We start from the raw sequence: 16,789 nt of genomic DNA on the forward strand, positions 1-16,789 counted from the left end.
AAATATAACAGTTTATTTCAAATTTGTAGGGTTTTGTTTGCTGTTTTTTGGAGTGAATATGTTCGAAATAAAAGAAAAAATTTTCCGTCAATTACCCGTTTTTTTGATTTGCTATATGTTTGAAAAAGTGTTCGATGGCTAGAAGTATTGGTATCATTGGATTTGAAACACTTTTTACAAATGAAACTAAGTTGCCTTGAGTAAAAAATGTTCTATCGTCACTATTTTTCTGTGGTGAGTGAATCATGTTTCTATAGACCCACTGCGGTTCAGCTTTGTATCATAATGATAGAAAACATGAGCGGAGAGGAGGTTTTTTATGGAGAGATATGATGAACTGAAAAAGGGAGAATCCGGGGCGCTGGTCAGTATTGCGGCGTATCTTGTGCTGTCCGCGATTAAGCTGATCATCGGTTATGTATTTCACTCGGAAGCTCTTACGGCAGACGGGCTAAATAACACAACAGACATTATTGCTTCTGTTGCTGTGCTGATCGGTCTCCGCATCTCTCAAAAGCCTCCTGACGAAGATCATCCATACGGCCACTTTCGGGCGGAAACAATTGCATCACTTATCGCATCGTTTATTATGATGGTTGTCGGCCTGCAAGTGCTTTTCAGCGCCGGTGAATCTATTTTTTCTGTGAAAGAAGAAACACCGGATATGATTGCGGCTTGGACGGCTGCAGGCGGGGCAGTCATGATGCTGATTGTCTATCAGTACAACAAAAGGCTTGCCAAAAAGGTGAACAGCCAAGCGCTGCTTGCGGCAGCGGCTGATAATAAATCGGACGCATTCGTCAGTGTCGGCACGTTTATCGGTATTTTGGCCGCGCAATTCCATCTTGCATGGATTGATACGGTGACTGCGTTTGTCATCGGCCTTCTCATTTGCAAAACGGCATGGGATATTTTTAAGGAATCATCGCATTCATTGACTGATGGCTTTGACGTAAAGGACATGTCCGATTATAAACAGACGATCGAAAAAATCTCCGGTGTCAGCCGGTTAAAAGACATCAAGGCGAGATATTTGGGCAGCTCTGTGCACGTAGATGTAGTGATTGAAGTGTCATCAGAATTAAATATTACAGAAAGCCATGATATTGCGAATGAAATTGAGCGGAGAATGAAGGAGGAGCATGCGATTGATTATTCGCATGTTCATATGGAGCCTTTGCAAAACAAATAACTGGGTAATGAGAGCTTCCTGTCATGGGAGGCTTTTTTTGTTTGATTGCCCTGTATGTATTGGCAGTAATTTGCTAGAATCGTTTTTTTATACAGGTCGTTTTTTGTGGTAAAGTTAGGTTACTATATGATGATTTTTGTAGATGACTAGGAGGAAGAGAATGTCATACCAAGAAGACCTGCATCCTTTGCTGGGAAAAGCAGTTGAACATATCGATAAAGTAATGGTTGGAAAACGGGACATCGCAAAACTCAGCTTAGCAGCTATTCTTGCCAAAGGACATGTGCTGCTTGAGGATGTGCCGGGCGTAGGGAAAACGATGATGGTTCGCGCTCTGGCGAAATCGATCGGCGCTGATTTTAAACGAATTCAATTCACACCGGATTTGCTGCCCTCCGATGTAACGGGTGTTTCTATTTATAATGCGAAAACAATGGAGTTCCAATACCGGCCGGGCCCGATTATGGGGAATATCGTGCTGGCTGACGAAATCAACCGAACATCCCCTAAGACACAGTCTGCCTTGCTTGAAGCGATGGAAGAGGGAAGCGTCACGGTAGATGGCAACACAATGCCGCTTGCCGCTCCATTTTTTGTTATGGCAACGCAAAACCCTGTGGAATATGAAGGGACATATCCTTTGCCGGAAGCCCAGCTTGACCGTTTTTTATTTAAACTTCGCATGGGCTATCCGTCCTTTGAAGAGGAATTGGATGTCTTATCTCTTCAGGAAAAAAGCCATCCGATTGAGACACTTGAGCCTGTAATTTCAAGAGAAGATTTCATCCGCCTGCAGAGAGAAGTGCAGGATGTCCGTGCTGATGACAGCATGAAGGAATATATTGTCGAAATCGTGCAAAAGACGAGACAGCATGCCTCTGTTCACTTAGGCGTCAGTCCGCGCGGATCCATCGCTCTCATGAAAGCGGCCCAGGCATTTGCGCTGCTTCATGACCGCGATTATGTCATTCCGGATGATATTCAATATCTTGCCCCTTATACGCTGCCGCACCGGATGCTCCTGCAGCCGGAAGCAAAATTTGAAGGGATCCAGGCAGAAACAATCATACGGGAGATCATGTCTGGCGTGAAAGTTCCGGTTCAAAGGTCGTCGGTCCGCTGATGAAAAAGAAATTTCAATGGTTGATGTACGGGTGGAAACTGCTCGTATTAACGTTATTGACGGGTGCTGTTTTCTCTTATGCAATGTTTCAGGGCGGCTTTGTCAGCTGGTTTTTGTTTTATTCATTTCTCCCTTTTGTTGTATACGCCGGTCTGCTGGCGATGTACCCGCTCCGCTCCTTTCAGGTGTCGCGGCATATCGTCAAAACGCAATTGCATGCGGGAGACAGGCTGGAAGCTTCGGTTACGCTTAAAAGAAAACTGCCGTTTCCCCTGATGTATATGGTGATTGAAGATTGTCTGCCGTCAGGGTTAGAGCCATTAAACGGAGATGAAGCTTTGGCCAAACAGCTGGTGTTCCCATGGTTCAAACGGAGCATCACGATGTCATATCAAATAACGCCGGTACTGCGTGGAGAGCATCATTTTCATGCCATTAGGGTGCGGACCGGGGATGTCCTCGGACTGATTGAAAAAACGTCGTTTTATGGGGCAGACGATTCGGTGTTTGTTTATCCTTTCTTTCAGCCTCTTCAGTATCAGCTGAATGAGCGATATCAGGAAGATGGCGTAAGCGGGGCATCACCTGTTCATCAGCACCACTCTTCTGTCGCAGCGAGTGTAAGGAACTATCAGCCGGGAGACCGTTTTGCGGCGTTAGACTGGAAGACTTCGGCGAGACGGAGCCAGCTGATGACGAAGGAATTTGAACCGTCGAGAAACAAAAACCTGTTTCTTCTGATGGACCGTTTTAGCTCTGACGCATTCGAAGAGGTCGTTTCCGTGACAGCTTCGATTCTTCATTCTGTTTTGAAAAATGGCGCAGGAGCAGGTCTGGCTTCAGTAGGAAAGGAAAGGTCCATTTTTCCGATTCAGGAGGGAGAGCGGCATTTTAAACACATGCTCCATCACTTAGCCGTTTGTGATTGTGATGCTGCTGACCGCGTAAGCCGTTTTGCGGGTGAGGAGCTTGGGAAGCCGTCTGTTCGCCAGGCTGATAAAGTGATTGTCACGGGACAGATTACGGAGGATTTGGTGAAGACGTCAGAAGCAGGGATCGGTCCGGTTACCATTATACTGGCAAAAGAGAAAGACGCCGATCTTTCCCAAGGTGAGCATATGATGATCGAACGCATGCTGAAACACCAAATCAGGGTTCAAATCATGAGAGGCGGCCGAGCTTCGCGTGTTGTTTAGAAAGAGAGGTGACGGTGTACATGCCGCTTGATGACCAGAAGGGAAGCCGTCTGAGCTTGCTGTTATTTTATTTTCTGGCTTTTTTATTGCTGTGGGAGTGGCTCAGGCCGCTGGACCATTTTACAGACACGAAGCATACAGGCTTTTTTATTGTCTTTATCGGCTTGACGTTTCTGCTGACTTTTTTCAGGATGAGGTGGTTTGTCACCGTTCCTTTTTGTGTCTTATTTACATTCATTTCGATACACATTCTGTTTTACGAAGGGTCTATTTTTGACTTAAGCTGGGTCAGCTCTTTTTTACAGGATGTCTATTTGAATATCACGTTTATTCAGACAGGACAATGGAATAATATGATTCCTTCTTTTCGGACCCTGCTGTTTTTTGTGCTGCTGTGGCTGCTGGTCTATCTCCTTCATTACTGGGTGATTTACCAGAGGAGGATCTTATTTTTCTTTATGATGACAGTGGCGTATATTACGATTCTTGATACATTTACGCCTTATGACGCCGCTTACGCTGTTATCCGTATCGTGCTGATTGGCTTCTTTATGCTGGGCCTTCTGTATTTGGAACGCATTAAGCTGATGGAACGAATAACGTTACCGAAAGCGGCTGTTCTGACATGGTTTCTCCCCCTGTCTGTGCTGATTTTGGGCGCGGTGGGATTTGGGCTTGCCGCGCCGAAATCAGATCCGAATTGGCCGGATCCCGTTCCTTTTCTCAAAAAAGTCACCAATCATGATCGTGTGCCGGCAGGAGAAAGCAAAATCGGATACGGGAATCACGATGAATCGCTTGGCGGTCCGTTTCAGCAGGACGCTAGCCCTGTTTTCACGTGGCAGGGAAAAGAGCGCACATATTTCCGCGTGGAAACAAAGGATACGTATACGGGAAAAGGCTGGATTGAAACAGACACGGGCATGTCGTATCAGCTTAGCGGAGGCAACGTTGAAAATCTGTGGTTTGATCATAAGGTTTCCACAGAGCGGAACACTGTACGCGTGAAGGTCGATGAGCGTTACGGATATAACCATGTAATGTATCCGATTGGTGCGCAAAATATTAAGCCAAAGCAGGCTGTCTCGCTTGAAATGAACGGGAACACTGAACAAATTTCTCCGATCAGTGAGCAGACCGGTGATATTCGGAACATGGGCAGTTATACAGTGACGTACAACTCCCCGGTCTATAAACAGGATGAGCTGAAAAAAGTGAAAGTGAGACAAAACAGTGAGGAGTACACCTTCAGCGACCGCTATATGCAGCTGCCGGATACTCTGCCTGAGCGGGTGAGAACGCTAGCGATCAAGCTGACTCAAGATCACGATAATATGTTTGATAAGGTCAAAGCTGTTGAGGACTATTTAGGGTCAAACGAGTTCACCTATGAAACAGAAAACGTCACCATCCCTAAAGATGATGAAGATTATGTGGACCAATTCCTGTTTGAAACAAAGATGGGCTATTGTGATAACTTTTCGTCCTCGATGGTGGTGCTCCTGCGTTCGGCCGGCATTCCGGCACGCTGGGTAAAAGGATATACGTCTGGTGAATATAAAGAAGCGGGGAACAAAAACGGCAGCATCTATGAAGTGACAAATAACAACGCCCATTCCTGGGTAGAGGTGTATTTTCCAGAGCAGGGATGGGTCACTTTTGAGCCGACAAAAGGGTTCACAAATCCGGCTGAGTTTGCTTCCTCCGATACAAAGGATTCCGGCAGCGAAAGCAGCAGCTCGCCTGAGAAAGCAAAAGAGGAACAGAAAGAAAAGAGAACACAGCCGGAGAAGGAGCAAAAACAAAAGGATAAACGTGAGCCTGCCGTTTCCAAAAAAACAACGTCTGCGCATGCAAGCGTTGGCGCAGGCTGGTATGCCGCCATGGCTGCGGTTCTTTTGACAGCGGTTTTGCTTTATGTTTTCCGTTCGTTATGGCTTCCTGTTTTCACAGTGAGAAAATTGAAGCACCGCAGTGATCAGCATGTGTTTTTTGAGGCATACGGCGCGCTCCTGAAACAGATGAAAAGAAGAGGCCTGCCTAAACGTGACAGCGAAACGCTGCGGGAGTACGCAAAACGAATCGACGAAACATATCATTCTGAAGACATGTTAAAGCTGACAGCAAACTATGAACGGGCGCTGTACAGAAATGACGATTCGGCAAAGCTTTGGAATGATTCCAGAGAGTTATGGGAAAATTTAATTAAAAGAAGATGGTCTTGACCGCTTATCGACGTGTTGTTAGAATTAGTGAATATTATCGGAGTCTGGGAGCGAGTTGCCTGACTCCGGCAAACGGCCTTGCCAAAGAGGGCGGAGCGTGTTTCATATCTGTCCTCGTTTTTTTCTGTGTCAAAAAACTTAGAGGAGATTAGGTGACAACCATGACAAAGTTAGTGAATGAAATGATTCTTGTCCTTGATTTCGGCAGTCAGTACAATCAGCTGATTACACGCCGCATCCGTGAATTTGGTGTATACAGTGAGCTGCATCCGCATACATTGACGGCTGAAGAAATTAAAGAAATGAATCCAAAAGGAATTATTTTATCCGGCGGTCCGAACAGTGTATATGATGAAGGCTCTTTCCGCTGTGACGAGAAAATCTTCGAATTAGATGTTCCTGTATTGGGAATTTGCTACGGCATGCAGCTGATGACTCATTACCTTGGAGGAAAAGTAGAAGCTGCCAGCCAGCGTGAATACGGCAAAGCGAACATCCACATCGAAGGAACACCTGATTTGTTCAAAGATCTTCCGAATGAACAAGTGGTTTGGATGAGCCACGGTGACTTGGTTGTAGAAGTGCCTGAAGGTTTCACTGTTGATGCGACAAGCCATCACTGCCCGAACTCAGCAATGAGCAAAGCGGATAAAAAATGGTACGGCGTTCAGTTCCACCCGGAAGTGCGCCATTCTGAATACGGCAATGACCTTCTGAAAAACTTTGTATTCGGCGTTTGCGAATGCGAAGGCAAATGGTCAATGGAGAACTTTATCGATATCGAAATGCAAAAAATCCGTGAAACGGTCGGAGACAAACAGGTTCTTTGCGCGCTTAGCGGCGGCGTTGATTCTTCTGTTGTTGCTGTTTTGATTCATAAAGCGATCGGCGACCAGCTGACTTGTATCTTTGTAGACCATGGCCTGCTCCGTAAAGGCGAGGCTGAAGGCGTTATGAAAACATTCAGCGAAGGCTTTAACATGAACGTCATTAAAGTAGACGCGCAAGATAGATTCTTAAATAAACTAAAAGGCGTTTCTGATCCTGAGCAAAAACGTAAAATCATCGGTAATGAATTCATTTACGTTTTCGATGATGAAGCGGACAAGCTTAAAGGCATCGACTACCTTGCACAAGGAACGCTTTACACAGATATCATCGAGAGCGGTACTGCAACGGCGCAAACGATCAAATCTCACCACAATGTCGGCGGGCTTCCTGAAGACATGCAGTTTGAACTGATCGAGCCGTTAAACACGCTCTTCAAAGACGAAGTGCGCGCGCTTGGCACAGAGCTCGGCATTCCGGATGACATCGTATGGCGCCAGCCTTTCCCAGGACCGGGACTCGGCATCCGCGTTCTTGGCGAAGTAACAGAAGAAAAACTGGAAATCGTTCGTGAATCAGATGCGATTCTCCGTGAAGAAGTTGCTAATCATGGTTTAGAGCGTGATATCTGGCAATACTTCACTGTTCTTCCGGACATCCGCAGCGTTGGTGTTATGGGTGACGCGAGAACATATGATTACACAATCGGAATCCGCGCCGTTACATCAATCGACGGCATGACATCTGACTGGGCGCGTATCCCTTGGGATGTGCTTGAAGTGATTTCTACACGTATCGTAAACGAAGTGAAGCACATTAACCGCGTGGTGTACGATATTACAAGTAAGCCGCCTGCGACGATTGAGTGGGAATAAGTAAATACCTAAGAAAAACGTCCCTTTATAAAAGGGGCGTTTTTTTGTTAACTTTTTGAAACCGTTTTGGCAGTTCTTGTATCTAACAACATAGGAGGTGGATAAGGTGAAGGAAGAAAGATTGATTACAAAGGCGAGAAAAGGAAATTCTCGAGCCTTTGAAAAGCTTATGCTGGCACATCAGGAGACTTTATATAAAACAGCCTATCTCTATTTAAGAAATAAAGAAGATGCACTTGATGCTGTACAGGAAACGGCTTATAAAGCTTTTATAGGTATAGAAAAACTAAAAGAGCCAAAGTACTTTTTAACGTGGCTCACCCGAATTCTTATTAATTCAATTTTTGCAATGAAGAAAAAGAAGGGGGAATTGGTTCCGTTTGAAAGCCATCATGACACTGGCACGAACCCAAGGAATATTGAAGAATATATAGACTTGCGCAATGCGCTGGATACACTTGATGAACATGTTCAGTTAACAATTCAGCTTTATTATTTTCAAGATTATTCGATTTCAATGATAGCTGAACAAACAGGAATGGCAGAAGGCACAATTAAAACACATTTACATAGAGCAAGAAAATCACTAAAACAGGAGCTGGAAAAGGAGGATAAAAAAATATGGAAAAACACCAAGTAAAACAGTTGTATGATGACATAGAAGTGCCAAAGAGAGCACTCAAAAAAGCAATACATCAAGCTGTCGTTCGTGCTGAAAATGAAAGTAACACAAAGCGCCGTTTTAATTGGGGACGAACCATTACAAATGGAATGGCTGTTGCTGCTGTGGTAGGTATACTGTATTTAACGTCCGGTCTTTTTCTGCCATCTGTTAACAAAGCGATGGGAAGCATACCCATTGTCGGCCAAATTTATAAGGAGTTTCAAGATAAAGTTGGCCTATCATTGTTTAAAAGCAATTTGGTCACAAATCTGAATGAAAAAGCGGAGTCGCGAGGCATTACTATATCTGTGAACAGTTCATACTACGATGCCGGGCAGCTTGTCTATAACTTTACTGTTGATAACCTCCAGTCTGGTGAAAAAGAGCTCAGCTATAATGTCAGTAAAGCGAGTTTTAACGATAATTTTTCAATCGATCTTGATTCCTTAATGCTCAAAAAATTAAATAACAAACAATACGCTGGTCAATTAAGGCTTTATACAAAAGGAGCCGAAATAAAAAATGGGGATACCACGCCTTTTGTGATTACTCATATCAATGAAATACAGGGGAATTGGAGTTTCAAACTGCCTATTACCAAAAAGAATGCGGGTTATTTAGAAAGCTCAAAAGTGGTATCAGTGCATCACAATCGTTATCAATTTTCCAATATTCAAGTAGAGAACGGAAAGCTCGGATCTGTCCTTCAATTTACAATCGATTATCAAGGCGTAGCAAAGCATGATACGGTTGAAATTAACGAAGTCAAAGATGATTTAGGAAACACATATGAGATGACAGCGTCAAACATCCAACTTGGAGACCGCAAAAAAGTAAACGAGAGAACGGTAAGAGCAAAAGGACAAACACAGTTAGAATCACCAATTAATCCAAAGGCAAAAAAGCTAACATTAATAGCAAATATTAAATCTGAGGCAGAGGGCAGTGAAATTGTCCCGCTAAATGCAGAGATGCCGTTTCATGTTTCAGAAACAAACCATCAAAACATAGGGATTGAAATCAATAACATTAACCAAAAAGGGAAGAAAGTATTGGTTCATTATCGCTTCACTGGAATTGATACCTCAAGCATGAATGAAAATGACTTAGTGAATATCGGTGAAACGATTGGCCTTGGTGATACGAAAAAAATGCAATCTTGGCTTGATCCAGTGGGTGATTATGAAGAAGGTTATTATTTGAAAGCAAATATAGCTAAAGTGAAAAATATGAAAACAGCCGAAATGGTATCTACTTTTGAACTGGATGATGATTATAATGATAAGCTGTCTTTAAAGCATTTTGAGTTTAATGAGTACGGTCTGTATATTGATAACGGCGTTTTAAATCACCTGATTCAACTAGAGCCATTCTCGTTTACTGTACCAGTGCATCAGGTGAGTCAGCCTACCGAAAAAAAATAATTATAAGTTGAAAAGCCGTATGTTGCCATACATACGGTTTTTATCATTGTTGCCCATTTGGTCAATAGACGAATAAACCAATTTTTTTAATAAGTAATGTTCGTTATTTATATTGTCATTTCAAATCGAACTTGGTACAATAGACACAGAAATCAAATAAGATGAATTCGTATAATCGCGGGGATATGGCTCGCAAGTCTCTACCAAGCTACCGTAAATGGCTTGACTACGTAAACATTTCTTTCGTTTGATATAAATAAAACACGTTTATTTATTCAAACTGGAATCCGTCTGTAGTCAAGCGTCCCAAAATATATTGGGGCGTTTTTTATTTGGCGATTTCAGGGCAGGATAAATAGCAAAGAGTGAAGGGAGTCAAATAGCTTGAAAAAGTTTTTTCAGTTTGATGAGCTGGGCACCAGCTATCGCAACGAAATCATCGGCGGATTAACGACCTTTTTATCCATGGCGTATATCCTGTTCGTCAATCCGATTACGCTAGCTTTGGAAAGTGTGAAAGATTTTCCGGAAGCATTGAGAATAGATCAAGGCGCGGTCTTTACTGCGACAGCTTTGGCGTCTGCAGCAGGCTGTATCTTAATGGGATTGATTGCAAGATATCCGATTGCCATTGCGCCCGGTATGGGGCTGAACGCGTTTTTTGCGTTTTCTGTTGTTCTCGGTATGGGGATTTCCTGGCAGGCCGCTTTGTCTGGTGTTTTCATTTCAGGACTGATCTTTGTTGCTCTTTCTTTAACAGGTTTTCGTGAAAAAATCATTAACGCCATTCCGCCTGAGCTGAAATTGGCAGTCGGAGCGGGGATTGGCCTATTTATTACATTTGTCGGCTTGCAGGGCTCAGGAATTATTGCATCGAATCCTTCAACCCTTGTCACAATCGGAAACATTCACAGCGGTCCTGTGCTGTTAACGATTTTCGGTGTCATCGTAACGGTTATTTTGATGGTGCTTCGCGTGAACGCTGGCGTGTTTATCGGGATGCTGTTAACGGCGATTGCCGGGATGATTTTCGGTTTGGTTCCGGTTCCGTCTCAAATCGTCGGAAGTGTGCCGAGCCTTGAATCGACCTTTGGACAAGCTTGGATTCACTTGCCGGATATTTTCTCTGTGCAAATGCTGATCGTCATTTTAACATTCTTGTTTGTCGGATTTTTTGATACGGCTGGTACACTGGTTGCTGTGGCAACACAGGCTGGTTTAATGAAGGAAAACAAATTGCCGCGTGCGGGCCGTGCGCTTTTAGCAGACTCAACTTCCATCGTTATCGGCTCCGTGCTTGGGACGTCTACGACAACGTCTTATGTGGAATCAAGCTCGGGTGTTGCTGCGGGCGCTCGTTCCGGATTTGCGGCAATTGTAACTGGGTTGCTCTTTTTACTCGCTATGTTTTTCTCGCCGCTTCTATCAGTCGTTACGTCAAATGTAACAGCTCCGGCACTGATCATTGTCGGTGCACTAATGGTAGCGCCGCTTGGCAAAATCGCTTGGGATAAGTTCGAAGTGGCGGTTCCCGCTTTCCTTACAATGATCATGATGCCCCTAACGTACAGCATTGCGACTGGGATTGCGATCGGATTTATTTTCTACCCGATTACAATGGTGTGCAAAGGTAAAGCCAAAGAGGTTCATCCGATCATGTACGGACTGTTTGTTGTATTTATTCTTTACTTTATTTTCTTGAAATAATGAATGAAAACCAGCTGCGATGTTGCGGCTGGTTTTTTATTTTGTTGCGAAAGGCAAAACCATTTCATATCATATACCGTCATGTAGATGTGCCGCCATTGTTTACTTAAATGGAAATGACTTGACTGTTCAGGAAGGCTTCGGTACCTTATATAAGTGTTTTATTTTCTTACTGAATGGTATTCCGCCGTATATTTTTGATAGGAGTTGCTAACATGACGGAAGAAAGAAAAGAAACGTTTGAAGAAGAAGTTAACCAGAATGAAGGAATAGATGAAGAGCCGCTTTCGCGGATGTCCAGAAAGGCCAGCCGCCAAAGCAAGCAAAAGCAGAAACAAAAGCAGAAACAACATAAGGAACGCGTAGAATCGTCTGTGAAAGAAAAGCTATCCTCTGTTTGGGCAGCCATTAACAGATATTGCGGCTTTGCTTTTTCAATATTAAAGTCCCCGGCGAAAACTGTTGTGGCAGATGGTTTCTCTCATTATAAATATGGTCTTATTTCAATGCTCATATTTAGTATCGTTTTTTCAATCGGAAACTGGTTTCAGTTAAAGGCGAGCTGGAACAGGCCGCTTGGTTTTGGAGAGCGCCATCACGCGTTTTATGACGGATTTTTTGTTGTTCTTGTGTATATGCTCGTCTTTTTTGCTGTTATGGTCTTCTCCATATGGGCCGTGACTCGGTATATGATGAAGCAAAAGGTATCATTCAAGGAAGCTGCGGCTGGTTTTGGCTCATTGCTTGTTCCGGTGATCGCCGTTTCAATCATTTGGATGATATTTGCGATCGTGAATGTACCGATGCTGACTGTCCTTTTTACAGTGTTAATGCTGTTTTCGATCTTCTTTATGATGGCGTTATATGTACAGCGTCTGTATCAGGCGGCAAGCGAGGCACCGATTGACTATATCTATTGTGTGTTTGCTGTTTTAGCAGTTGCGCTGCTGTTTGCGGCAGTGACTTGGCCGTTTATTTCTGAATATTTTACGGCATCGCTTATCCCGCTTTAATGTAAAAAAACCGGCTGAAAACGCCGGTTTTTTTGATGTCACAGTTTTTACAAATATATCTAAAAAACACAGTTGAATTGTAGGATTAATCCGTGTATGATGAGGAAAATGCGGTGGAGGATGATGGACATGGCCCATTTACTTCGTCAGGCGATTTATCAAAAGAAGGAATTTTTAAAAACCAAATTAATGCTCTCAGAATTTTATCGCGGAAGAGGGGAACAGCTCGCTGATTATACGCTGAGTGAACTTGAGAAAGAATATGAGTCCCTTCGGAAAATGAAAAAAGAGATGTGACAATAGATAAAGAAAAATGAGTCTGCTGAAAAGCGGGCTTTTTTGTTTGGATTTTGAAAAGGACAGAAAGAGGGTAAACTATTGCTGAGTGATGAAGAGAGTGTGTCGAAAAATTTTGCCTGCGATGACGGCCATAGCTGATTGTAAAGGGTTCAATTCTCTAGTAGAATATGAATGCTTTACGTAAGTTGAATGAGTAAGGAGGTTTTATAAAATGATGCAAACCTTATTATCAAACGGATTAGCAATGGTTCTCATTATTCTGATTATCAATGTTGTTTATGTATCATTTTTTACAATAAGAATGATTTTAACACTGAAAGGCCAGCGGTATTTAGCGGCCGGAATCAGCACCATTGAAATTCTGGTTTATGTGACAGGGCTGAGCCTTGTGCTTGATAACTTAGACCAGATTCAAAACGTGATTGCGTACGCACTCGGCTATGGTTTGGGCGTTATTGTCGGCATGAAAATCGAAGAAAAACTGGCGCTTGGCTATATTATGGTCAATGTGATTACAAAAGAGCTTGACCTCGATCTTCCAAGGCAGCTTCGTGAAAAAGGCTACGGCGTAACGAATTGGGTGGCCGGCGGGCTTGAAGGCGACCGCACGGCCCTGCAGATTTTGACGCCGAGAAGATATGAGCTGCAGCTGTATGATACGATTAAAACGCTTGATTCGAAAGCTTTTATTATTGCGTATGAACCAAAAACGATCCACGGCGGCTTCTGGGTCAAAGCGGTGAAGAAGAGGAGAATTAAAGAATAATGGCAAAGCCGAAGAAGAAAAAGTTTGAAGTGACAGAACAGCAAACGATAGAAGCAGTGCTTCAGCAAATGAAAGAAGAAGGATATATGCCTGTACGTCGAATGGAAGAGCCGATTTTCAAGGAAAAGATGGAAAATGGGTCAATTCAGATCGTTCCGTGCGGAAAAAAAATCGTATTTGAAGGGAAATTGATCTAAAACACGAACATTAGAAGAATGAATTTTTGTATCGTTCGATAATATCGTTGACATTATCCAAGTCCGTTGTTAAGATAAACATGAAATCAAAACACGACCTCATATAATCTTGGGAATATGGCCCATAAGTTTCTACCCGGCAACCGTAAATTGCCGGACTATGCAGGAAAGTGATCGATAAAACTGACATGGATATATCGCAGAAGCGAACGACTGCCGATACATGCACCATGCCCGGTTTGTATTGCTTCCTCATAAGTCAATACAAAGCCGGGTATTTTTTATTTTCTGAAAACTAAAGCATTAGAAGGTGGGAACAGAATGCAGCCGCTAGTAGGAATCATCATGGGAAGCACTTCCGATTGGGAGACAATGAAAAACGCATGCGACATACTTGAAGAACTTGAAGTGCCGTACGAAAAGAAGGTGGTTTCCGCTCACCGGACGCCTGATTTCATGTTTGAGTACGCTGAAACAGCCAGAGAAAGAGGCATCAAGGTGATTATCGCCGGTGCTGGAGGAGCGGCGCACCTGCCGGGGATGACAGCTGCTAAAACGACGCTGCCGGTCATCGGCGTTCCGGTTCAATCCAAGGCGCTGAACGGACTCGATTCACTTCTTTCCATCGTGCAAATGCCTGGAGGCGTGCCGGTTGCCACAACAGCCATCGGAAAAGCGGGCGCTGTGAACGCAGGTCTGTTAGCGGCGCAAATTTTGTCAGCTTTTGACGAGGATCTGGCCAGAAAGTTAGATGAAAGAAGAGAAAATACAAAACAAACAGTGTTAGAAAGCAGTGATCAGCTTGTCTAATCAAATCATCTATCCGGGAGCCGTCATCGGTATTATCGGCGGCGGACAGCTTGGAAAAATGATGGCTGTCTCCGCAAAACAAATGGGATATAAAGTCGCGGTCGTCGATCCGGTAAAAGACTCGCCGTGCGGGCAGGTTGCGGATATTGAAATCACCGCTTCATACAACGACCGCGAAGCGATTCGGAAATTGGCTGAGATCAGCGATATTATCACGTATGAGTTTGAAAACATCGATTATGATGCGCTGCATTGGCTGAAAGGTCATGCGTATCTCCCGCAAGGAAGTGAGCTGCTGCTCATTACCCAAAACCGTGAAACAGAGAAAAAAGCGATTCAATCCGCGGGCTGTGAAGTTGCACCTTACCGCATCGTCAAAACAAAGGTTGAGCTGAAAGAGGCGGTTCAGTCGCTGGGGCTTCCCGCAGTGCTGAAAACATGCCGCGGCGGATATGACGGCAAAGGCCAATTTGTCATCAAGGAAACGTCACAAATAGAAGAGGCTTCAGCTCTTTTAGAGCACGGAACCTGCATTCTCGAAAGCTGGGTTTCTTTTAAAATGGAACTGTCCGTGATTGTTGTCAGATCGGTAAACGGAGAGATTTCGACGTTCCCGGCCGCAGAAAACATTCACCACAATAATATTCTGTTCCAAAGCATCGTGCCTGCACGGGTTGAAGAAAGGATTCAGGAAAAGGCTGCTGAGCTGGCCGTTCAGCTCGCAGATGAGCTGAACCTTGTCGGACCGCTTGCTGTTGAAATGTTCCTGACAGAGGGCGATGAGCTTTTGGTTAATGAACTGGCGCCAAGACCGCACAATTCAGGACATTACACGCTGGATCTTTGCGAAACAAGCCAGTTTGAACAGCATATCAGAGCGGTCTGCGGCCTTCCGCTTGGAAAAACGGAGCTGCTGAAGCCTGGCATGATGGTGAATTTTCTCGGCGATGAAGTGAAGATCCCAGAGGAAGAGCCAGAGCTTTTAAAAGAAGCAAAGCTTTATGTATACGGAAAACATGAAATCAAAAAAGGCCGCAAAATGGGGCATATTACTTTTATGAAGCAGCCTGAAGACGAATGGATTCAGGAGATCACAAATAAATGGAGAAATAGAGACGGAGGACAAGCAGAATGATCGAACGTTATTCAAGACCTGAAATGTCCGCGATTTGGACGGATGAAAACAGATTTCAAGCATGGTTAGAGGTTGAAATTCTTGCCTGTGAAGCGTGGGCGGAGCTTGGCGTTATTCCAAAAGAAGACGTAAAGCTGATGCGCGAAAACGCGTCATTTGACATCAACCGCATATTAGAAATCGAACAGGACACGCGCCATGACGTAGTTGCTTTTACGCGCGCTGTATCCGAATCATTGGGCGAAGAAAGAAAATGGGTGCATTACGGCTTAACGTCAACTGACGTCGTAGATACCGCTCTTTCTTACTTATTAAAACAGGCAAATGACATTCTGCTCAAGGACCTTGAGAGATTTGTTGACATTATAAAAGAAAAAGCGAAAGAACATAAATACACCGTCATGATGGGCCGTACACACGGCGTACACGCAGAGCCTACAACATTTGGTTTAAAACTGGCGCTTTGGCACGAAGAAATGAAACGCAATCTCGAACGCTTTAAACAAGCGAAGGAAGGCATCGAGGTTGGTAAGATTTCCGGTGCTGTCGGCACATACGCGAACATTGATCCGTTTGTAGAGCAGTATGTTTGTGAGAAACTCGGCCTGAAAGCCGCACCGATTTCAACACAAACGCTTCAGCGTGACCGCCATGCTGATTATATGGCGACACTTGCTTTGATTGCGACAAGCATTGAGAAATTCGCAGTTGAAATCCGCGGACTGCAAAAGAGTGAAACACGCGAGGTCGAGGAATTTTTTGCGAAAGGGCAAAAAGGTTCATCAGCTATGCCGCATAAACGGAATCCGATCGGTTCTGAAAACATGACAGGTATAGCGCGTGTCATCCGCGGCTACATGATGACAGCTTACGAAAATGTTCCATTATGGCATGAGCGCGATATTTCTCATTCTTCAGCGGAGCGAATTATTCTTCCGGATGCGACAATCGCGCTGAATTACATGCTGAACCGCTTCTCCAACATTGTGAAGAACTTAACGGTCTTCCCGGAAAACATGAAGCGCAACATGGACCGCACATTGGGGCTGATCTACTCTCAGCGCGTGCTGCTGGCATTGATTGACACAGGCCTGACTCGTGAAGAAGCTTATGACACAGTGCAGCCGAAAGCAATGGAGGCATGGGAAAAGCAAGTACCGTTCCGTGAGCTTGTGGAAGCGGAAGAGAAAATCACTTCCCGTCTTTCTCCGGAAAAAATTGCTGACTGCTTTGATTATCATTACCATCTGAAAAATGTGGATCTGATCTTTGAACGTTTAGGTTTAGCATAGAAGAAGCGTTTAGGCGGCTTCTTCCGCGCCGCCTTAGTTTGA

General features: G+C 44.1%; 15 protein-coding genes and 2 riboswitches. All 15 genes read left to right on the top strand.

All coding sequences use genetic code 11. The annotated features are described in order from the left end of the window. Positions 1-319: 319 nt before the first annotated feature. The 15 genes from mneS to purB all read left to right on the top strand — a co-directional run bounded on the left by mneS (position 320) and on the right by purB (position 16,747). Positions 320-1,192: a manganese transporter MneS gene (gene mneS / locus P3L57_RS03395; protein ID WP_044152802.1), complete on the top strand. Its 873-nt coding sequence runs from the start codon at positions 320-322 to the stop codon at positions 1,190-1,192. Positions 1,193-1,352: 160 nt separating this feature from the next. Further along, positions 1,353-2,315, top strand: a complete 963-nt coding sequence (locus P3L57_RS03400; RefSeq protein ID WP_069487670.1) for an AAA family ATPase — start codon at positions 1,353-1,355, stop codon at positions 2,313-2,315. After that, positions 2,315-3,511 (top strand): DUF58 domain-containing protein, encoded by a 1,197-nt coding sequence (locus P3L57_RS03405; RefSeq protein WP_069487671.1) that lies wholly within the window; start codon positions 2,315-2,317, stop codon positions 3,509-3,511. Before P3L57_RS03400 ends, P3L57_RS03405 begins: the two co-directional genes overlap by 1 nt. 20 nt (positions 3,512-3,531) lie before the next feature. After that, complete coding sequence (locus P3L57_RS03410) at positions 3,532-5,736, top strand: DUF4129 domain-containing transglutaminase family protein (protein WP_069487672.1); 2,205 nt, start codon at positions 3,532-3,534, stop codon at positions 5,734-5,736. Between the two features lie 161 nt (positions 5,737-5,897). Next, positions 5,898-7,439: a glutamine-hydrolyzing GMP synthase gene (guaA, locus tag P3L57_RS03415; protein WP_044152794.1), complete on the top strand. Its 1,542-nt coding sequence runs from the start codon at positions 5,898-5,900 to the stop codon at positions 7,437-7,439. 106 nt (positions 7,440-7,545) lie between these two features. Then, positions 7,546-8,079 carry a sigma-70 family RNA polymerase sigma factor gene (locus P3L57_RS03420; protein WP_059293376.1) on the top strand — a complete coding sequence of 178 codons (534 nt, stop codon included), beginning with the start codon at positions 7,546-7,548 and terminating at the stop codon, positions 8,077-8,079. Further along, positions 8,061-9,527, top strand: coding sequence for a DUF4179 domain-containing protein (locus P3L57_RS03425; RefSeq protein ID WP_069487673.1), 1,467 nt, complete (start codon positions 8,061-8,063; stop codon positions 9,525-9,527). Before P3L57_RS03420 ends, P3L57_RS03425 begins: the two co-directional genes overlap by 19 nt. A gap of 147 nt (positions 9,528-9,674) precedes the next feature. Beyond that, a riboswitch (purine riboswitch) is annotated at positions 9,675-9,776 on the top strand. A gap of 135 nt (positions 9,777-9,911) precedes the next feature. Next, positions 9,912-11,234, top strand: coding sequence for a hypoxanthine/guanine permease PbuG (gene pbuG, locus P3L57_RS03430; RefSeq protein WP_069487674.1), 1,323 nt, complete (start codon positions 9,912-9,914; stop codon positions 11,232-11,234). Positions 11,235-11,449: 215 nt separating this feature from the next. Next, entirely contained in the window at positions 11,450-12,247 is a 798-nt protein-coding gene (locus P3L57_RS03435; RefSeq protein WP_069487675.1) for a hypothetical protein, read from the top strand. Positions 12,248-12,376: 129 nt separating this feature from the next. Next, positions 12,377-12,544 (top strand): Fur-regulated basic protein FbpA, encoded by a 168-nt coding sequence (locus tag P3L57_RS03440; protein WP_010333239.1) that lies wholly within the window; start codon positions 12,377-12,379, stop codon positions 12,542-12,544. Positions 12,545-12,758: 214 nt separating this feature from the next. Further along, positions 12,759-13,313, top strand: coding sequence for a DUF2179 domain-containing protein (locus P3L57_RS03445; RefSeq protein WP_024120437.1), 555 nt, complete (start codon positions 12,759-12,761; stop codon positions 13,311-13,313). Next, complete coding sequence (locus P3L57_RS03450; protein ID WP_044152785.1) at positions 13,313-13,510, top strand: NETI motif-containing protein; 198 nt, start codon at positions 13,313-13,315, stop codon at positions 13,508-13,510. Before P3L57_RS03445 ends, P3L57_RS03450 begins: the two co-directional genes overlap by 1 nt. A gap of 79 nt (positions 13,511-13,589) precedes the next feature. Beyond that, positions 13,590-13,691: riboswitch (purine riboswitch) on the top strand. A gap of 140 nt (positions 13,692-13,831) precedes the next feature. Then, complete coding sequence (gene purE, locus P3L57_RS03455; RefSeq protein WP_024120439.1) at positions 13,832-14,320, top strand: 5-(carboxyamino)imidazole ribonucleotide mutase; 489 nt, start codon at positions 13,832-13,834, stop codon at positions 14,318-14,320. Continuing rightward, positions 14,313-15,455 (top strand): 5-(carboxyamino)imidazole ribonucleotide synthase, encoded by a 1,143-nt coding sequence (gene purK / locus P3L57_RS03460; RefSeq protein ID WP_069487676.1) that lies wholly within the window; start codon positions 14,313-14,315, stop codon positions 15,453-15,455. Before purE ends, purK begins: the two co-directional genes overlap by 8 nt. Next, entirely contained in the window at positions 15,452-16,747 is a 1,296-nt protein-coding gene (gene purB / locus P3L57_RS03465) for an adenylosuccinate lyase (RefSeq protein WP_044152783.1), read from the top strand. The genes purK and purB overlap by 4 nt, the downstream gene beginning before the upstream one ends. Positions 16,748-16,789 lie beyond the last annotated feature (42 nt).

Origin of the sequence: Bacillus sp. B28, assembly GCF_029536185.1 — a bacterium.
Classification (GTDB): Bacteria; Bacillota; Bacilli; order Bacillales; family Bacillaceae; genus Bacillus; species Bacillus halotolerans.